The sequence below is a fragment of the Streptomyces sp. NPDC049813 genome (assembly GCF_044465085.1).
Classification (GTDB): domain Bacteria; phylum Actinomycetota; class Actinomycetes; order Streptomycetales; family Streptomycetaceae; genus Streptomyces.
Window position 1 is genome coordinate 129,696 of sequence record NZ_JBITLI010000012.1, and the last position, 17,132, is coordinate 146,827.

Below are 17,132 nucleotides of genomic sequence, written 5' to 3' on the forward strand. Positions count from 1 at the left end.
GCGTGGCCGGAGCAGGTGGGTCCGGCGCTCATCCGTACCGCTCCCGCATCCGCCGGGCCGCCCGCGCGAACCGCTCCCGCAGCGCGACCGGAGCCACCACCTCCGCCTCCGCCCCGACCGCCATGAGCTGGGAGTACGCGACGTCCTCCGACTCCACCGGCAGCCTCACCGTCACCATGCCGTCCGCCTCAGGGGGACCCGCCGCCGCCACCGCCTCCCGCGCGGCCACCGGGTCGGTGACGTGCGGCAGCTGCCGCAGACCGGCCGCCGTCAGCCGGACGACCACCTCGGCCCGCAGGATCGCCCGGGCGAACTGCGCCGCCCGCTCGTCCCAGAACGCGGGCAGGTCGAACCGCTCGTCCCGGACGAACCGCTCGTCCCCCGGCTCCACCGCGGCGAACCGGTCCACGCGGTACACCCGCGGCCCCGCCGCACGGCCGTCACCCGCGGCATAGGCGGCGGGACCTGCGGCCACATCCGCCGTTCCGCCGCGCACGGCCGCCGCCAGATACCAGACACCCGCCTTCAGCACGAGCCCGTACGGCTCCAGCACCCGCTCCACCGGCGCCTCCTGGAGGCCCCGGCGGTAGGCGGCCCGCAGCACGCGGTCGTCCCAGACCGCCTCCGCGACCACCGGCAGCAGTTCCGGTGTCTGCGGCTCCTGGAACCAGCCCGGCGCGTCCAGGTGGAAGCGCTGTGCCGCCGTCCGCGAGGCGTCCCGCAGCGACGGCAGCAGCGCCGCCGACACCTTGAGCCGGGCTGCCGACGCCGCGTCGTCCAGCCCCATATCGCGCAGCGCGCCCGGCACCCCGGAGAGGAACAGCGCCTCCGCCTCGCCGCGGGCGAGCCCGGTCAGCCGCGTCCGGTAGCCGCCGATCAGCCGGTAGCCGCCCGCCCGGCCGCGGTCCGCGTAGACCGGCACGCCCGCCTCCGACAGCGCCTGCGCGTCCCGCGTCACCGTCCGCTCGCTCACCTCCAGCTCGCGCGCGAGCTCGGCCGCGGTCATCGACGGCCGGGACTGGAGCAGCAGCACCATTTTGATCAGACGGGCAGCACGCATGCCGCCATCATGGACGGCACCACTGACAGCGCCCCGTGGGGCCTGGTCCGCCGGACACGCCTCAGTCGCCGGGCGTGCCGTGCATGACCGAGAACACCGCGCCCTGCGGGTCCGCGAGGATCGCGAAGCGGCCCGTCGCCACCTGCCTCGGCGCGAGCAGGACCCGGCCGCCCAGCTCCGCGCAGCGCGCGGCGGTCGCGTCCGGGGCGTCCACGGCGACGTAGAGGTTCCAGTGCGGCGCGGGCACCTCCGGCGGGAACTCCTGGGCCGCCACGTCGACCAACCCGCCGAACGCGTCCCCGGCGACCGTCCACTGGGTGTACGCGCCGGGCCCGGCGTCCCCGGCGGGCCGCCGCCGCGTGCCCCAGCCCAGCACCGCTTGGTAGAAGTCGACCGCGCCCGCCGGGTCCCGGGTGAGCAGCTCGAACCAGCAGAAGCTGCTCGGCACGTTCACCGCCTCGAAACCGGCGTGCGCCAGCGGCTCCCACAGCCCGAACCCGGCACCCGCCGGGTCCTGGCAGACCGCCAGCCTGCCCTGCCCGAGCGCCGGGACAGGACCCGCGACGACCCGCCCGCGGTTGCCCCGTACCCGCGCGGCGACCGCCTCGGCGCCGCTGGACTGGAAGTACGGCAGCCAGCGGGCCGGCTCCCGCGGATCGGAGACCGGACCGACCCCGGCGACCAGGTGCCCGTCCTGCGCGTCGAGGGCGAACATGCGGTACCCGTCGGCCGCCTGGCCCCCGGCCGGCCGGGACCGCCAGCCGAACAGCGCCTCGTAGAAGGCGCGGGCCGCGTCCGTGTCCGGAGTGGACAGATCGGCCCAGCAGGGCGCGGAGGGGGTCTTGGAAATCTGCACGCGCATGCCTTCCACGGGCGCCCCCCTCGGCGACCCGTCCATTCACGCACGCGTGCCCCGCCCCGGCAATCGGGACGGGGCACGCACAGTACTTACTGCTGCGCCTACAGGCCGTAGCGCTCGCGCGCCTCCTTCACGGCCGTCGCCTTGACCTCGCCGCGGCGGGCGAGCTGGGCGAGGGCCGCGACGACGATCGACTCGGCGTCGACGCCGAAGTGCCGGCGCGCGTCCTCACGGGTGTCGGAGAGGCCGAAGCCGTCCGCGCCCAGCGAGGAGTAGTCCTGCTCGACCCACTGCGCGATCTGGTCCGGGACCTGGCGCATGTAGTCGGAGACGGCCAGCACGGGACCCTGCGCGGAGGCGAGCGCCTGCCGCACGTACGGGATCCGCTCCTCGCCCTTGAGCAGCGCCTCGTCGGCCTCCAGGGCGTCGCGGCGCAGCTCGGTCCAGGAGGTGGCCGACCACACGTCGGCGGCCACGCCCCACTCCTCGGCGAGCAGCCGCTGCGCCTTGAGCGTCCAGTGGATGGCCGTGCCGGAACCGATGAGGTTGATGCGCGGGGCGTTCGCCGCCGCCACCTCGACGCCCGCGGTCTCCGCCGTGTTGAAGCGGTACAGGCCCTTGATGATGGCCTCGTCGAGACCCTGCACGGCCGGCTTGGCCGGCTGCGGCATCGGCTCGTTGTAGACCGTCAGGTAGTAGAAGACGTCCTGGTCCTCGCCCGGCTTGGCCTCGCCGTACATGCGGCGCAGGCCTTCCTTCATGATCGTGGCGATCTCGTAGGCGAAGGCCGGGTCGTAGGAGAGGGCCGCCGGGTTGGTCGCCGCGATCATCGGCGAGTGGCCGTCCGCGTGCTGGAGGCCCTCACCGGTGAGCGTCGTGCGGCCCGCGGTGGCGCCGACGACGAAGCCGCGGCCCATCTGGTCGGCGAGCTGCCAGAACTGGTCGCCGGTGCGCTGCCAGCCGAACATCGAGTAGAAGATGTACAGCGGGATCATCTGCTCGCCGTGCGTCGAGTACGACGTGGCGGCGGCGATGAAGTCGGCCAGCGAGCCCGCCTCGTTGATCCCCTCGTTGAGGATCTGGCCCGACTCGGACTCCTTGTAGTACATGAGCTGGTCGCGGTCGACCGGGTCGTACGTCTGGCCCTTGGGCGAGTACAGGCCCAGCGACGGGAAGAGCGACTCCATGCCGAAGGTGCGCGCCTCGTCGGGGATGATCGGCACCCAGCGCTTGCCGGACGTCTTGTCCCGTACGAGGTCCTTCAGGAGCCGTACGAGCGCCATCGTCGAGGCGACCGACTGCGAGCCGGAGCCCTTGTCGAACGAGGCGAAGGCCTTGTCGGCGGGGGCGGGCAGCGGCGCGAGCGGCTGCGTGCGGCGGGCCGGGGCGGGACCGCCCAGGGCGGCACGGCGCTCGGCGAGGTAGCGCAGCTCGGGCGAGCCCTCCGCGGGACGGGCGTACGGAACGACACCGGCGTTGTCATCGAAGCGGCTGTCCGGGATCGGCAGGTCAAGGAGGTCACGCATGTCCTTGAACTCGTCGATCGTCAGCTTCTTCATCTGGTGGTTGGCGTTCTTCGACTCGAAGCCCTTGCCGAGCGTGAAGCCCTTGACGGTCTGGGTCAGGATGACCGTCGGGGCGCCCTTGTGCTCGACGGCCGCCTTGTACGCCGCGTACACCTTGCGGGGCTCGTGGCCGCCGCGGGAGGTGTGGAAGCACTCGGAGATCTTGTCGTCGGACAGCACCTTCGCGAGCTCGGTCAGCGCCGGGCTCACACCGAAGAAGTTCTCGCGGATGTAGGCGACGTCGCGCGTCTGGTACGTCTGGAACTGGGCGTCCGGGACCTCACGGAGCCGCTCCAGGAGCGCGCCGGTGGTGTCCAGCTGGAACAGCTCGTCCCACGCGTTGCCCCACATCGACTTGATGACGTTCCAGCCGGAGCCGCGGAACTGGGCCTCCAGCTCCTGCACGACGCGGAAGTTCGGGCGGACCGGGCCGTCCAGGCGCTGCAGGTTGCAGTTGATGACGAAGGTCAGGTTGTCCAGACCCTCGCGGGCCGCGAGGGTGAGCGCCGAGGTCGACTCGGGCTCGTCCATCTCGCCGTCGCCGAGGAAGGCCCAGACGTGGGAGTTCGAGGTGTCCTTGATGTTGCGGGCGCTCAGGTAGCGGTTGAACCGCGCCTGGTAGATCGCCGACAGCGGGCCGAGGCCCATCGACACGGTCGGGAACTCCCACAGCCACGGGAGGCGGCGCGGGTGCGGGTACGACGGCAGGCCGTTGCCCCCGGCCTCGCGGCGGAAGTTGTCCAGCTGGGCCTCGGAGAGGCGGCCGTCGAGGAAGGCACGGGCGTAGATGCCGGGGGAGGCGTGGCCCTGGATGTACAGCTGGTCGCCGGAGCCGTCGCCCTCCTTCCCGCGGAAGAAGTGGTTGAAGCCGGTCTCGTACAGCCAGGCGGCCGAGGCGAAGGTGGCGATGTGCCCGCCGACGCCGTGTTTGCTGCCGCGCGTCACCATCGCCGCCGCGTTCCACCGGTTGTAGGCGGTGATCTTGGCTTCCAGCTCCATGTCACCGGGGAAGTCCGGCTCGGCGGAGGTGGGGATCGAGTTGAGGTACTCGGTCGACAGGAGCTTGGGCAGCGGCAGGCCGCCGGCCTCGCCGCGCTCCAGCGTGCGGCGCATCAGCTGCGCGGCACGGTGCGGCCCGGCCGCCTTGGTGACGGCGTCCAGGGAGGCCTGCCATTCGGCGGTCTCCTCGGGGTCGCGGTCCGGGAGCTGGTCGAGCTCGCTCGGCTGGATGCGCATGGGGTCGGTCATAGTCGCCGCACGCCTTCCTGAGTCGAAGGGGGTGGGGTGGGGTGCCCTTGGTCTTTGGCAGGACAGGGCGGGGTCCCGGTGGGGATCCGACAGCGACAATAACTCCGTGATCGATGATCGATCAAAGGGTTGAAGAGTAAAACCTCTCCAGTTCGAAAAAGTAGGCACAAGGTGCCATGAGCAGGGGCACTCCGTGCCCCGCCAGGGGTGCGGGGAACTGCGCGACCAGCCACGCACGGCGATCACCGGGCGACGCACCGCACATGGCCCACGCCCGCCGCCTCACGGACGCGGCGCACACCCGAGAACATGCGCCTTCACCAGCGCGGCGATGTCGGGATCCCGCCGCCGGAACGCGGCGACCAGCTCCTCGTGCTCCTCCGCGTAGGACTGCTGCACGGTCCCCAGCCACCGGATGGAGAGCGCGGTGAAGACCTCGATCCCGAGCCCCTCCCACGTGTGCAGCAGCACGGAGTTCCCCGCGGCGCGGACCAGCTCCCGGTGGAAACCGACCGTGTGCCGCACCTGCGCGGTCCCGTCCGCGTCCAGGTCGGCCCGGTACAGCGCGGAGACGTGCGGCTCCAGCGCCGAGCAGTCCTCGGCCAGCCGCCCGCAGGCGAGCTCCGCCGCGATGGCCTCCAGACCGGCCCGCACCGGATAGCTCTCCTCCAGGTCCGCCGCCGAGAGGTTGCGGACCCGCACCCCCTTGTTGGGCGCCGACTCGATCAGCCGCAGCGACTCCAGCTCCCGCAGGGCCTCCCGTACGGGCGTCTGGCTGACCTCCAGCTCCGTGGCGATCCGGCGCTCCACGATGCGCTCGCCCGGCTTCCAGCGGCCGCTGACGATCCCCTCCACGATGTGCTCGCGGATCTGCTCGCGCAGCGAGTGGACGACCGGCGTGGTCATGAGGGCTCCTCCGGGGGCCAAGGGGAGTTGACGACTAGACAATACGGCGGCGCCCCCGTCCGGATGTGCTCCGGACGGGGGCGCCGCAGGTGAGGCTGGTTACAGCCGGACACCCGGAAGTACCCGTAAGTACGCGCAAGCACGCGGAAGCACTCGCACGTACGCGGAAGTACTACAGACCCAGCTCGACCTCGAACTCGCCGGCCTCGAGGATCTGCTTGACCGTCGTCAGGTAACGGGCGGCGTCCGCGCCGTCCACCAGACGGTGGTCGTAGGAGAGCGTCACGTACGTCATGTCGCGGATGGCGATGGTCTCGCCCAGGTCCGGGTGGTTGATGACGACGGGGCGCTTCACCGTGGCACCGATGCCCAGGATGGCGACCTGGTTCGGCGGGACGATGACCGTGTCGAAGAGCGCGCCGCGCGACCCCGTGTTGGAGATCGTGAAGGTGGCGCCCGACAGGTCGTCCGGGGCGATCTTGTTCGTGCGGACCTTGCCGGCCAGCTCCGCCGTCTTCTTGGCGATGCCCGCGAGGTTGAGGTCACCGGCGCCCTTGATGACCGGGGTCATCAGGCCCTTCTCGGAGTCGACGGCGATGCCGACGTTCTCCGAGTCGAAGTAGGTGATCGTGCCCTCGTCGTAGTTCAGGCGCGCGTTGATGACCGGGTGGGCCTTGAGCGCCTGGACGGCGGCCTTGACGAAGAACGGCATCGGCGAGAGCTTGACGCCCTCACGGGCGGCGAAGCCGTCCTTGGCCTGGCCCCGCAGCTTCATCAGCTTGGTGATGTCGACCTCGATGACCGAGGAGAGCTGCGCCTGCTCGTGCAGCGCCTTGGTCATGTTGTCGGCGATCGCCTTGCGGATGCGCGGCAGCTTGACCGTCTGGCCGCGGAGGGGGGAGACCTCCAGGGCCGGGGACTTCGGCGCCGAGGAGGCGGCCGGGGCGGCGGCCGGAGCCTGCGCCTTGGCGGCCTCGGCGGCGGCCGTGACGTCCTGCTTGCGGATGCGGCCGCCGACGCCGGAGCCCTTGACCGTGGACAGGTCCACGTTGTTCTCGGCGGCGAGCTTGCGCACCAGCGGGGTCACGTAGGCACCGTCGTCCGCCGGGGCGGGCGCGGGGCTCTTCGGGGCCTCGGCCTTGGCCGGAGCGGGCGTCGGAGCGGGGGCCGGCTCGGACGGGACCGGGTCGGGCGCCGGCTGGGTCTGCTGCTGCGGGGCCGGGGCAGAGGGGGCCTGCGGGGCGGGGGCGGCCGGAGCCTGCGGGGCCGGGGCCTCCTGGGCCGGGGCGGCCTGCTGCGGCGCCGGAGCCTCCTGAGCGGGGGCGGCGGGCTGCGCCTCGGCCTTGGCCGGAGCGGCACCGGGGGCACCGATGACGGCGAGCTTGGCGCCGACCTCGGCGGTCTCGTCCTCGGCGACGGTGATCTCCAGGAGCACACCGGCGACGGGGGAGGGGATCTCGGTGTCGACCTTGTCGGTGGAGACCTCCAGGAGGGGCTCGTCCTCCGCGACCTCCTCGCCGACCTCCTTCAGCCACCGGGTGACGGTGCCCTCGGTGACGGACTCGCCGAGCGCCGGCAGTGTCACGTCGGTGCCCTCGGCGGAGCCGGAACCGGCGGCCGCGTCGGCGGTGGGAGCCGGGGCGGGGGCCTCGGCCTCGGTGGACGGCGCGGCCTCGTCGGCCTTGGCCGGCTCGGCGGCCGGGGCCTGCTCCTGGGCCGGGGCGCCGGAGCCGTCGTCGATGACGGCCAGTTCGGCGCCGACCTCGACGGTCTCGTCCTCGGCGACCTTGATGGAGGCCAGGACGCCGGCGGCGGGCGAGGGGATCTCGGTGTCGACCTTGTCGGTCGACACCTCCAGCAGCGGCTCGTCGACCTCGACGCGCTCGCCCTCGGCCTTCAGCCAGCGGGTGACAGTGCCCTCGGTGACGCTCTCACCGAGCGCCGGAAGGGATACGGAAACCGCCATGGTTTCTGTTGCTCCTTTAACGATGCGCAGCTACGGATACCGCAGTGCGGAAGTCTGTGGTCGGTCGTCGCGCCCAGTTGCGACGGGGGCGGCGGGTGCGGTCGCTGCTCAGTCGTGCGAGTGCAGCGGCTTGCCCGCGAGGGCGAGGTGGGCCTCGCCCATGGCCTCGTTCTGCGTCGGGTGGGCGTGGATGAGCTGGGCGACCTCGGCGGGCAGCGCTTCCCAGTTGTAGATCAGCTGGGCTTCGCCGACCTGCTCGCCCATACGGTCGCCGACCATGTGGACGCCGACCACGGCACCGTCCTTGACCTGGACGAGCTTGATCTCGCCCGCGGTCTTGAGGATCTTGGACTTGCCGTTGCCCGCGAGGTTGTACTTCAGAGCGACGACCTTGTCCGCACCGTAGATCTCCTTGGCCTTGGCCTCGGTGATGCCCACGGAGGCGACCTCGGGGTGGCAGTACGTCACCTTCGGCACGCCGTCGTAGTCGATCGGGACGGTCTTGAGACCGGCCAGACGCTCCGCCACCAGGATGCCCTCGGCGAAGCCGACGTGCGCGAGCTGGAGCGTCGGGACGAGGTCACCGACGGCCGAGATCGTGGGCACGTTCGTCTGCATGTACTCGTCGACGAGGACGTAGCCGCGGTCCATCGCGACGCCCTGCTCCTCGTAGCCGAGGCCCTGGGAGACCGGGCCGCGGCCGATGGCGACGAGCAGCACCTCGGCGTCGAAGGTCTTGCCGTCGGCGAGGGTCACGCGGACGCCGTCCTGCGTGTACTCCGCCTTCTCGAAGAACGTGCCGAGGTTGAACTTGATGCCGCGCTTGCGGAACGCGCGCTCCAGGAGCTTGGAGCTGTTCTCGTCCTCGACCGGCACGAGGTGCTTGAGGCCCTCGACGATGGTGATGTCGGTGCCGAAGGACTTCCACGCGGAGGCGAACTCGACGCCGATGACGCCGCCGCCCAGCACGATCGCGGACTGCGGGACGCGGTCCAGCTTCAGCGCGTGGTCCGAGGAGATGATGCGGTTGCCGTCGATCTCCAGGCCCGGCAGCGACTTCGGCACGGAGCCGGTCGCCAGCAGGATGTGGCGGCCCTCGACGCGCCGGCCGTCCACGTCGACGGAGGTCGGGGAGGAGAGCTTGCCCTCACCCTCGATGTACGTCACCTTGCGGGAGGCGATCAGCCCCTGCAGGCCCTTGTACAGGCCGGAGATGACCTCGTCCTTGTACTTGTGGACGGCCTCGATGTCGATGCCCTCGAAGGTCGCCTTGACGCCGAACTGCTCGCTCTCGCGGGCCTGGTCGGCGATCTCGCCCGCGTGCAGCAGGGCCTTCGTCGGGATGCAGCCGTTGTGCAGGCAGGTGCCGCCGACCTTGCCCTTCTCGATCAGGGCGACGTCGAGTCCCAGCTGCGAGGCACGCAGAGCCGCGGCGTAACCGCCGCTGCCACCGCCGAGGATCACTAGGTCGAAAACGGTGCTGGCGTCGTTCGCCACGTCACGTCCTCCATGCATGTGCGCCGTACGCCGGTCTCCGATGACCGGGCGGCGGCTGGTGTTCGGCCGCTCGTTCTTCGGCCCTGTGGTGGGGGCCCTGTCCTGCCGCCCCCCATCCTCGCACTTGTCGAAGGCATGCGGGACGTCGGGCCGGGGTCTGAGACGCCGGTTACACCGGAAGCAGGCCAGGAGGAAGGGGCCGGAAGGGGGCAGGGAGGGCGTTTTCGTCCAGAGCGAACAGCCCCGGGCGCCGGGCCCGGGGCTGTCACCAGTGACGACGTGTACGCCGGGTCAGCCGAGGTCGCCCGCGGCCGTGCGCTCCGCGAGGCGGACCAGCGTACGGACCGCCGAGCCCGTGCCGCCCTTGGGCGTGTAGCCGAACGGGCCGCCCTCGTTGAAGGCGGGGCCCGCGACGTCGAGGTGGGCCCAGGTGATGCCCTCGCCGACGAACTCCTTCAGGAAGAGGCCGGCGACCAGGCCGCCGCCCATCCGCTCGCCCATGTTGGCGATGTCGGCGGTGGCCGAGTCCATGCCCTTGCGCAGGTCGGCCGGGAGCGGCATCGGCCAGGACGGCTCGCCGACCTCCTCCGCGATCTCGTGGATCGAGGTGCGGAAGGCGTCGTCGTTGGCCATGATCCCGTACGTGCGGTTGCCGAGCGCGAGGACCATGGCGCCGGTCAGGGTCGCCACGTCGACGATCGCGTCCGGGGTCTCCTCGGAGGCCTTCGCGAGGGCGTCGGCCAGCACGAGCCGGCCCTCGGCGTCCGTGTTCAGGACCTCGACGGTCTTGCCGGAGTACATGCGCAGCACGTCGCCGGGGCGGGTGGCGGAGCCGGACGGCATGTTCTCGGCGAGCGCCAGCCAGCCGGTGACGTTCACGTCGAGCTTGAGGCGGGCCGCGGTGACGACGGCGGCGAACACGGCGGCGGCGCCGGCCATGTCGCACTTCATCGTCTCGTTGTGCCCGGCGGGCTTCAGCGAGATGCCGCCCGAGTCGTAGGTGATGCCCTTGCCGACGAAGGCGAGGTGCTTCGTGTTCTTGCCTGCCCTGGAGCTGGTGTACGAGAGCTTCACCAGGCGCGGGGCCGAGGAGGAACCGGCGCCGACCCCGAGGATGCCGCCGTAGCCGCCCTTGGTGAGCGCCTTCTCGTCGAGGACCTGCACCTTGATGCCGTGTTCCTTGCCGGCGGCCTGGGCGACGGCGGCGAAGGCCTCGGGGTTGAGGTCGTTCGGCGGGGTGTTGACCAGGTCGCGGGCGCGGTTCAGCTCTTCGCCGAGCGCGGTGGCGCGCTCGATCTCCGCCTTGTAGGCCTTGTCGCGCGGCTTGACCCCGAGCAGGACCACCTCGGCGAGCGGGGCCTTCGCGCTCTTGGCGTCCTGGGCGGACTCCTTGTAGGCGTCGAAGGAGTACGCGCCGAGCAGCGCGCCCTCGGCGATCACACCGGCGTCCTCGGCGTCCTGGACCGGCAGCGCGAACGCGGCCTTCTTGGCACCGGCGAGGGTGCGGGCGGCGACGCCCGCGGCGCGGCGCAGCGACTCGGCGTCGAACGTCGCGCCGTCGGCGGACGTCTCGGGCAGGGCACCGAGACCGACCGCCAGCACGACCGGCGCCTTGAAGCCGGAGGGCGCGGGGAGCTTGGTCACCTCGCCCTCGCCGCCGGTGGCGCCGAGGGTCTCCAGGACGGCGGCGAGCTTGCCGTCGTACGCCTTGTCCACGGCCTCCGCGCCCGGCGCGACGACCAGGTTCGTGTCGCCCTTGGTGCCCTTGGCGACACCGACGACGACGGCGTCGGCACGCAGGCCGCTGGGCGCGGCGGTGCTGAGAGTCAGAGCAGTCACTGTGGTGAGGTCCCTCTTTCGTGGCTCGGGGGTTTGGGTGGCCCGGATGTGAGCCTACGCCCGTCTCCTGGCCGCGGGCCCCCGAGGTGCTGTCACGGGGCTCTGCCCCGGACCCCGCTCCTCAAGCGCCGGAGGGGCCGAGAGGGGGTGCTGGGGGTCTGATCTGGTTCAGGTGAGTGTCAGGGTGATCAGCACCGCCGTCGCCGCCGTCTCCGCCACCGCCCCGAACACGTCCCCCGTCACCCCGCCGAACCGGCGCACGCAGCGGCGCAGCAGCACCTCGGCCGCCGCGCAGCCCAGTACGACGCCGAGCGCCGCCCCGGGCGAGAGCGCGGCGGCGAGCGCCGCGACCACGAGGCCCGTCAGCAGCGCGGCCCGCGGCGGCACCGTCCCGGCGACGGCCGCGCCCAGCCCCTCCGGGCGGGCGGCCGGGACGCCTGCGCGGGCGGCGAAGGTGAGGGCGAGGCGGGCGGTCACCGCGCAGGCGGCCGCCGCGACGGCGCCGTGGGCCCAGGACTGCGCGTACAGCTGGGCCAGGGCGGCGATCTGGGCGAGCAGCGTGAGGACCAGCGTCACGACGCCGAACGGGCCGATGTCCGACTGCTTCATGACGCGCAGCGCGTCCGCCGCGGGCTTCCCGCTGCCCAGGCCGTCCGCGACGTCCGCGAGCCCGTCCAGGTGCAGGCCCCGGGTGAGCACCGCCGGCACCGCGACGGAGGCGACCGCGGCGAGGAGCGCCCCCGCCCCGAGGAAGGTCAGCGCCCCGCCGAGCGCCGCCGCGGCGACCCCGACGACCAGGCCCGCGAGCGGCGCGCACAGCATGCCGGCGCGGGCCGCGTCCCGGTCCCAGCGGGTGACGGTGACGGGCAGGACGGTGAGGGTGCCGAAGGCGAAACGTATGCCGTCGGTCAGGGCGGTGCGGGAGCTCGTTGCGGACACCGGGGGAGGTTAACCCGGGGCGGCGGCCGGGGCCGGGGCGCGCCCGCGCAGCGCGGTGGCGCCGCACAGGGCGAGCGTCGCGGCGACGGCGGCCAGGTGCTCCTTGCCCGCCAGGTTCGGCTCGAGCGCGCACTCGGCGGCCATCGCGACGGCGACCAGGGCGCCGGTCCAGCGGGCCCGGTGGCGCCAGCACACGTAGAGCGCGAGGCCGACCACCGCGGCCGAGGGGCCGGTGTCCACGACGTGCGCGTCCGACGCGGGCAGGCCGAGCGGGCCCGCCGGGCCGAGCGCGACGCCGACCCGCGCGTACAGCGTCCCGGCGAGGGTGGCCGCGTACGCGAGCAGCAGGGTGCGGCGGCGGCCGAGGGAGAGCTCCGCGACGCCGAGGACGAGCAGGACCTGCGCGAGCGCGCCCCACACCGGCAGGTCGAGCGCGGGGACGTAGAGGGACAGGGGCGTGCGCGCCAGGCCGAGCCAGAGGGGGTCGGCGGCCCGGACCGCGCCGATCTGCTGGACGAGCGGGTAGCCCCAGGGCTGGTTCTGGACGTACTGGAACGCCGCCGTCAGGCCCACCGCGGTCAGGGTCAGCGGGACCGGGGGCCGCCCGCGGGTGCGCAGCCGTGCGCGGACGACGCCGTACAGCGGCCCCCACTCGCGGCGGGCCCAGCTGCCCGCGGCGCCCGTCACGGCTGCTCCACCCGGTCGCGCCGCAGCCACCCCGGCAGGCCGGGGAGGTCCAGGAAGCCTTCGGCGCGGGCCGAGGCGATGCCGATGCGCGGCAGGTCGGCGCTCTTCTCGAAGAGCAGGAAGCGCGGTTCCCACAGAGGGCGGTACTTGGCGTTGGCGCGGTAGAGCGACTCGATCTGCCACCACCGGGAGAAGAAGCCGAGCAGCGCGCGCCACAGGCGCAGCACGGGGCCCGCGCCGAGCCGCGAGCCGCGCTCGAAGACGGAGCGGAAGAGGGCGAAGTTGAGCGAGACCCGGGCGACGCCGATCTCGGCGGAGCGCTGCAGGAGTTCGATGACCATGAACTCCATCAGCCCGTTCTCTGCGGCCCGGTCACGCCGCATCAGATCGAGCGAAAGACCCCGCGGGCCCCAGGGCACGAACGAAAGCACCGCCCGCAACCGCCCGGTCGCGTCGGTGCATTCGAGCATCACGCACCGGCCGTCGGCCGGGTCGCCGAGCCGGCCGAGCGCCATCGAGAAGCCGCGCTCGGTGGCCCCGTCGCGCCACTGGTCGGCCCGCTCCAGCAGGTGGGCCATCTCGGCGGGCGGGATGTCCTCGTGGCGGCGGACCCGGACCGAGTAGCCCGCGCGCCGCACCCGGTTGTAGGCCTGCCGCACCGTGCGCATCGAGCGCCCTTCGAGGGTGAAGCGGCGCTCGGCGCCGCCGTCCCGGGTCGCGGTCGCCACGATGGCCTCGTCGCCGAGTTCGAGGGCGTCCAGGCCGTGCCGCGCGTAGACGGTGCCGGCCTCCTCGCTCGCGCCCATCACGGCGGGGATCCAGCCGTGCACCCGCGCCTGGGCGAGCCAGGGTTCGATCGCGCCGGGCCAGGCCTCCGGGTCGCCGATGGGGTCGCCGGAGGCGAGCGAGACGCCGCCGATCACCCGGTACGTCACCGCGGCCTTGCCGGTCGGGGACCACACGACGCTCTTCTCGCGGCGCAGCGCGAAGTAGCCGAGGGAGTCGCGCTCGCCGCCCTTGTCGAGCAGGGCGCGCAGCCGCGACTCGTCGTGCGGGGCGATCGGGTCGACCGCCCTGCGGGCGCGGAAGGCGGCGCGCACGACAGCGATCAGCAGGAGCGTCGACAGGACGTTGATGACGGCGTCGACCCAGTGCGGGGTGGCGATGCCCGGGTGCGGGGCGCCGTCGGTGGCGACGGAGACGAGCCGCAGCGTGCCGTAGCGCCAGCGGTCCAGGAAGGTGGCACGCCCGGTGTCCCGCGCCTGGTCGGCGGCGGTGACCAGCAGCGCCGCGACGAGCGAGGTGGCCAGCAGGCCGCCGGCGGCGAGCGCCGCGGCGAGGCGGGGGTTGGCGCGGTCGCCCTTGGCGTAGAACTCCCGGCGCCCGGCGAGCAGGGCGGCCACGAAGGCGGCGGTGGCCGCGAGCGAGATCCAGTTCTGCGCGTACTGCCGGACCTCCGCGAAGCACATGACGACGGCGAACAGCAGCAGGAAGGCGCCGGCCAGCACGAGGTTGAGGATCCAGGCCGCGCGTCTGCGCCGGCGCATCGTGACCGCGAGGAACCAGGTGACGACGGCGGAGGAGAAGCCCGCGGCGAGCAGGTACGGGGTGAAGTAGTTCTCCGCGTTGTGGCGGCGCAGGTCCTGTCCGAAGGAGACCCAGACGGCGCTCAGCAGATTGAGGAACGTGACGGCCCGGAGGTACCAGACGGTGAAGCCCGCGGCGCGTCGTGAGGTCGGTGTGCTGGTCGGTGGCTCTCCCGTGACGCCCATGACGGCGAGCATATGGGCGTTTTGGTGTGATTTGCGGACGGCGCCGCCGTGGGGTGCGGCGCCGACCCGGGGCGAGCCGTCCTGGGGCGAGCCGTCCTGGGGTGCGGCGCCGACCCGGGGTCACTACCGCTCGGCGCCCTCCGCGCCGACCACGCCGTCCGCGCCCCTCGCGCTCTGCGTGCCGTCGTCGGCAGGAGCGGCGTCGGCGTTGTCGGCCGCGTCAGCGGTGTCAGCGGTGTCGGGGACGCCGGTGGCCCCCTGCTTCTCGTCCGCGGGTTGCTCCGCCCCGGGCTCCGGGAGTTCGGGAAGCTCCGCCGCCAGCGCGGCGGCGGCCTGGACCACCGGCAGCGCCAGCAGCGCGCCGGCGCCGCCGCCCACCCGCACGCCCTGGTCGAGCAGCGGGTCCATCGCCATCCGGTCCAGCGCCTTGGCCTGGGCCGGCTCGCCGCTGGCGTGCCCGGCCAGCCACCAGTCGGGCGCGCGGAACGCGACCCGCTGGCCGACCAGCGCGCACGCGGCCGACACCACGCCGTCCAGGATCACCGGCGTGCGGCGCACCGCGCTCTGCAACAGGAAGCCGGTCCCCGCCGCGAGATCGGCGCCGCCCACGGCGGCGAGGAGCTGCAACTGGTCGCCCAGGACCGGCCGGGCCCGGCGCAGCGCGTCCCGCACCGCCGCGCACTTGCGCATCCAGGTCAGGTCGTCGACCGGGTCGCCGCCGCGGCCGGTGACCACCGAGGCGTCGGTGCCGCACAGGGCCGCGACGAGCGTGGCCGCCGCCGTCGTGCCGCCCACGCTCAGGTCGCCGAGCACCACCAGGTCCGTACCCGCGTCGGCCTCCTCGTCGGCGATCGCCATACCCGCCAGGAAGGCCGCCTCGGCCTCCTCCAGGGTGAGCGCGTCCTCGACGTCGATCCGCCCGGAGCCGCGCCGCACCCGGTGCCCCCCGACCCCGGCCGGCAGCTCGGCCGGGTCGCAGTCGAGCGCCATGTCGACGATCCGCACGCCGACACCGAGCCGCCGGGCGAGCACCGCGCCGGCGCTCGCGCCCTCGGCGGCCTCGCGGACCAGCGCGGCCGCGGTGCCCGCGGCGCGCTTCGACACGCCGAGCCCGGCGACGCCGTGGTCGCCGGCGAAGAGGACCACCCGCGGCCGCGCGACCGGCCGCACCGGCACCGAACCCTGGGCGGCGCCGAGCCACTCGCCCAGCTCGTCGAGGCGGCCCAGGGCGCCGGGCGGCACGGCGAACCGGGCCCTGCGCTCCTCGGCGTCGCGGCGGGTGCCGCCGTCGGGGCGCTCGATCAGGTCGGTGAAGTCGTCGAGATTCAGCGAGCTCATTCGTCGAACAGTACCGGCCGTGCGCCGGCCCGGCCGCTGACGTCCCGTCAGCCGCCCGGCCCCCGCGGAACGCCTGGCGGTGGCGGCTCCTGACAGGTGATCACCTGGCGCGACGCGGCAACCGCGCCCTGTGATTGCCGGGTGCCCGATGATCCCTTACGTTCTTGTTTGTATCGGATTGTCGTACCACGGTGGCGCCAGGAGTTGACCCAGAAATGTCCCCCTCAGTCCAGGCCGTGGCCGACCGCCGCCCGGCCTACCTCACCGCACTCGCCCAGGGCACCGAACGCTTCCACGAGCCGCCCCGCACCGACTGCCCCTGGTGCGGCTCGGCGCGGCTGCGCACCCGGCTGCGCACCACCGACCTGCTCCAGCACAAGCCCGGCACGTTCACGGTCGACCAGTGCCGGTCCTGCGGCCACTCCTTCCAGAACCCCCGCCTCACCCGGGAGGGCCTCGACTTCTACTACCGCGACTTCTACGACGGCCTCCACGCCGAACAGGCCGAGAAGGTCTTCGGCGCCCGCAGCTCCGTCCCCCGCCACCGGCGGGCCGTGCGCGCCCTGGCCCGCTTCATCGAGCCGGAGAGCTGGCTGGACGTCGGCACCGGCCGCGGCCACTTCCCGGCCGTCGCCAGGGAACTCCTGCCGTACACCGCCTTCGACGGACTCGACCTGGGCTCCGGCGTCGCGGAGGGCCGCAGGCGGGGCCGGATCGAGGAGGCCCACCGCGGTCTCCTCCCGGACCTCGCCCCCGAGCTGGCCGGCCGCTACGACGCGATGAGCATGTTCCACCACCTGGAACACTCCCTCGACCCGCGCGAGGAACTCAAAGCGGCCCACCGCGTCCTGCGCCCCGGCGGCCACCTGCTGATCGAGGTCCCCGACCCGGAGAGCCGCTACGCCAGGCTGCTCGGCAAGTGGTGGGTGCCGTACTTCCAGCCGCAGCACCTGCACTTCATCCCGCTCGCCAACCTCCGCACCGAGCTGGCGGCGCTCGGCTTCACGGTCGTCGCCGTCGACCGGCGCGAGCCGCACGTCCCGCTCGATCTGTCGGCCGCCTGCGCCCTGCTCCTGAGCCGCTACCTGCCCGACCGCGACACCCCGTGGCGCACCAGGGCCCCCGGCGCCGCCCGGCGCGGCCTGCGCCGGGCGCTGAGCTACGCCGCCGCCCCCGCCTTCGTCGCCTGCTACGCCGCCGACCGGCTGCTCGCCCCGCTGGTCAGCCGCACCCGCTTCTCGAACGCGTACCGGGTCATCGCACGCCGCAACCCGGACCCGGCCTGACCCTTCCCGCCACCGTCAGCCGCACCCGCCGTCGGCTCGCACCCGCCGTCGGCTCGCATCCGCCGTCGGCTCGCATCCGCCGTCGGCTCGCACCCGCTGTCGTGGGCCGCACCCGCTGTCGTGGGCCGCACCCGCTGTCGTGGGCCGCACCCGCCGTCAGCCGCGCCTTC

Annotated in this window: 12 protein-coding genes; 1 reads left to right on the forward strand and 11 read right to left on the reverse strand. The window is 73.4% G+C overall.

What is annotated here, in order from left to right; translation table 11 throughout:
- Window positions 1-28: 28 nt before the first annotated feature.
- The 11 genes from ACIBW6_RS23995 to ACIBW6_RS24045 form a co-directional block, all read right to left on the reverse strand.
- Window positions 29-1,060: a helix-turn-helix transcriptional regulator gene (locus ACIBW6_RS23995; protein WP_399062827.1), complete on the reverse strand. Its 1,032-nt coding sequence runs from the start codon at window positions 1,058-1,060 to the stop codon at window positions 29-31.
- Window positions 1,061-1,121: 61 nt separating this feature from the next.
- Window positions 1,122-1,922 (reverse strand): VOC family protein, encoded by an 801-nt coding sequence (locus ACIBW6_RS24000; RefSeq protein WP_399062828.1) that lies wholly within the window; start codon window positions 1,920-1,922, stop codon window positions 1,122-1,124.
- A 98-nt stretch (window positions 1,923-2,020) separates the two neighbouring features.
- Entirely contained in the window at window positions 2,021-4,732 is a 2,712-nt protein-coding gene (gene aceE, locus ACIBW6_RS24005; RefSeq protein ID WP_399062830.1) for a pyruvate dehydrogenase (acetyl-transferring), homodimeric type, read from the reverse strand.
- Window positions 4,733-5,014: 282 nt separating this feature from the next.
- The gene (locus ACIBW6_RS24010) at window positions 5,015-5,638 is read right to left on the reverse strand and encodes a GntR family transcriptional regulator (protein WP_399062832.1); all 624 of its coding nucleotides are present in this window, start codon (window positions 5,636-5,638) and stop codon (window positions 5,015-5,017) included.
- A 172-nt stretch (window positions 5,639-5,810) separates the two neighbouring features.
- Window positions 5,811-7,604: a 2-oxoglutarate dehydrogenase, E2 component, dihydrolipoamide succinyltransferase gene (gene sucB, locus ACIBW6_RS24015; protein ID WP_399062834.1), complete on the reverse strand. Its 1,794-nt coding sequence runs from the start codon at window positions 7,602-7,604 to the stop codon at window positions 5,811-5,813.
- A gap of 108 nt (window positions 7,605-7,712) precedes the next feature.
- Window positions 7,713-9,101, reverse strand: a complete 1,389-nt coding sequence (gene lpdA, locus ACIBW6_RS24020) for a dihydrolipoyl dehydrogenase (protein ID WP_399062836.1) — start codon at window positions 9,099-9,101, stop codon at window positions 7,713-7,715.
- 291 nt (window positions 9,102-9,392) lie between these two features.
- Complete coding sequence (locus ACIBW6_RS24025) at window positions 9,393-10,940, reverse strand: leucyl aminopeptidase (protein ID WP_399062838.1); 1,548 nt, start codon at window positions 10,938-10,940, stop codon at window positions 9,393-9,395.
- Between the two features lie 168 nt (window positions 10,941-11,108).
- On the reverse strand, window positions 11,109-11,879 hold the full coding sequence (gene cobS / locus ACIBW6_RS24030) for an adenosylcobinamide-GDP ribazoletransferase (RefSeq protein ID WP_399062840.1): 771 nt from the start codon (window positions 11,877-11,879) through the stop codon (window positions 11,109-11,111).
- Window positions 11,880-11,888: 9 nt separating this feature from the next.
- Window positions 11,889-12,566, reverse strand: coding sequence for a hypothetical protein (locus ACIBW6_RS24035; RefSeq protein ID WP_399062842.1), 678 nt, complete (start codon window positions 12,564-12,566; stop codon window positions 11,889-11,891).
- Window positions 12,563-14,338: a phosphatidylglycerol lysyltransferase domain-containing protein gene (locus ACIBW6_RS24040; protein ID WP_399062843.1), complete on the reverse strand. Its 1,776-nt coding sequence runs from the start codon at window positions 14,336-14,338 to the stop codon at window positions 12,563-12,565. Before ACIBW6_RS24040 ends, ACIBW6_RS24035 begins: the two co-directional genes overlap by 4 nt.
- Window positions 14,339-14,461: 123 nt before the next feature.
- Entirely contained in the window at window positions 14,462-15,676 is a 1,215-nt protein-coding gene (locus ACIBW6_RS24045) for a nicotinate-nucleotide--dimethylbenzimidazole phosphoribosyltransferase (protein WP_399062845.1), read from the reverse strand.
- A 215-nt stretch (window positions 15,677-15,891) separates the two neighbouring features.
- Here ACIBW6_RS24045 and ACIBW6_RS24050 point away from each other — a divergent pair, with 215 nt between their 5' ends.
- Window positions 15,892-16,962, forward strand: a complete 1,071-nt coding sequence (locus ACIBW6_RS24050) for a class I SAM-dependent methyltransferase (protein ID WP_399062847.1) — start codon at window positions 15,892-15,894, stop codon at window positions 16,960-16,962.
- Window positions 16,963-17,132: the final 170 nt, after the last annotated feature.

Bases quoted from the DNA above. Each gene is read 5' to 3' on its own strand.
- ACIBW6_RS23995 (WP_399062827.1), bottom strand. From the start codon at position 1,060: ATGCGTGCTGCCCGTCTGATCAAAATGGTGCTGCTGCTCCAGTCCCGG.
- ACIBW6_RS24000 (WP_399062828.1), bottom strand. From the start codon at position 1,922: ATGCGCGTGCAGATTTCCAAGACCCCCTCCGCGCCCTGCTGGGCCGAT.
- aceE (WP_399062830.1), bottom strand. From the start codon at position 4,732: ATGACCGACCCCATGCGCATCCAGCCGAGCGAGCTCGACCAGCTCCCG.
- ACIBW6_RS24010 (WP_399062832.1), bottom strand. From the start codon at position 5,638: ATGACCACGCCGGTCGTCCACTCGCTGCGCGAGCAGATCCGCGAGCAC.
- sucB (WP_399062834.1), bottom strand. From the start codon at position 7,604: ATGGCGGTTTCCGTATCCCTTCCGGCGCTCGGTGAGAGCGTCACCGAG.
- ACIBW6_RS24040 (WP_399062843.1), bottom strand. From the start codon at position 14,338: ATGGGCGTCACGGGAGAGCCACCGACCAGCACACCGACCTCACGACGC.
- ACIBW6_RS24045 (WP_399062845.1), bottom strand. From the start codon at position 15,676: ATGAGCTCGCTGAATCTCGACGACTTCACCGACCTGATCGAGCGCCCC.
- ACIBW6_RS24050 (WP_399062847.1), top strand. From the start codon at position 15,892: ATGTCCCCCTCAGTCCAGGCCGTGGCCGACCGCCGCCCGGCCTACCTC.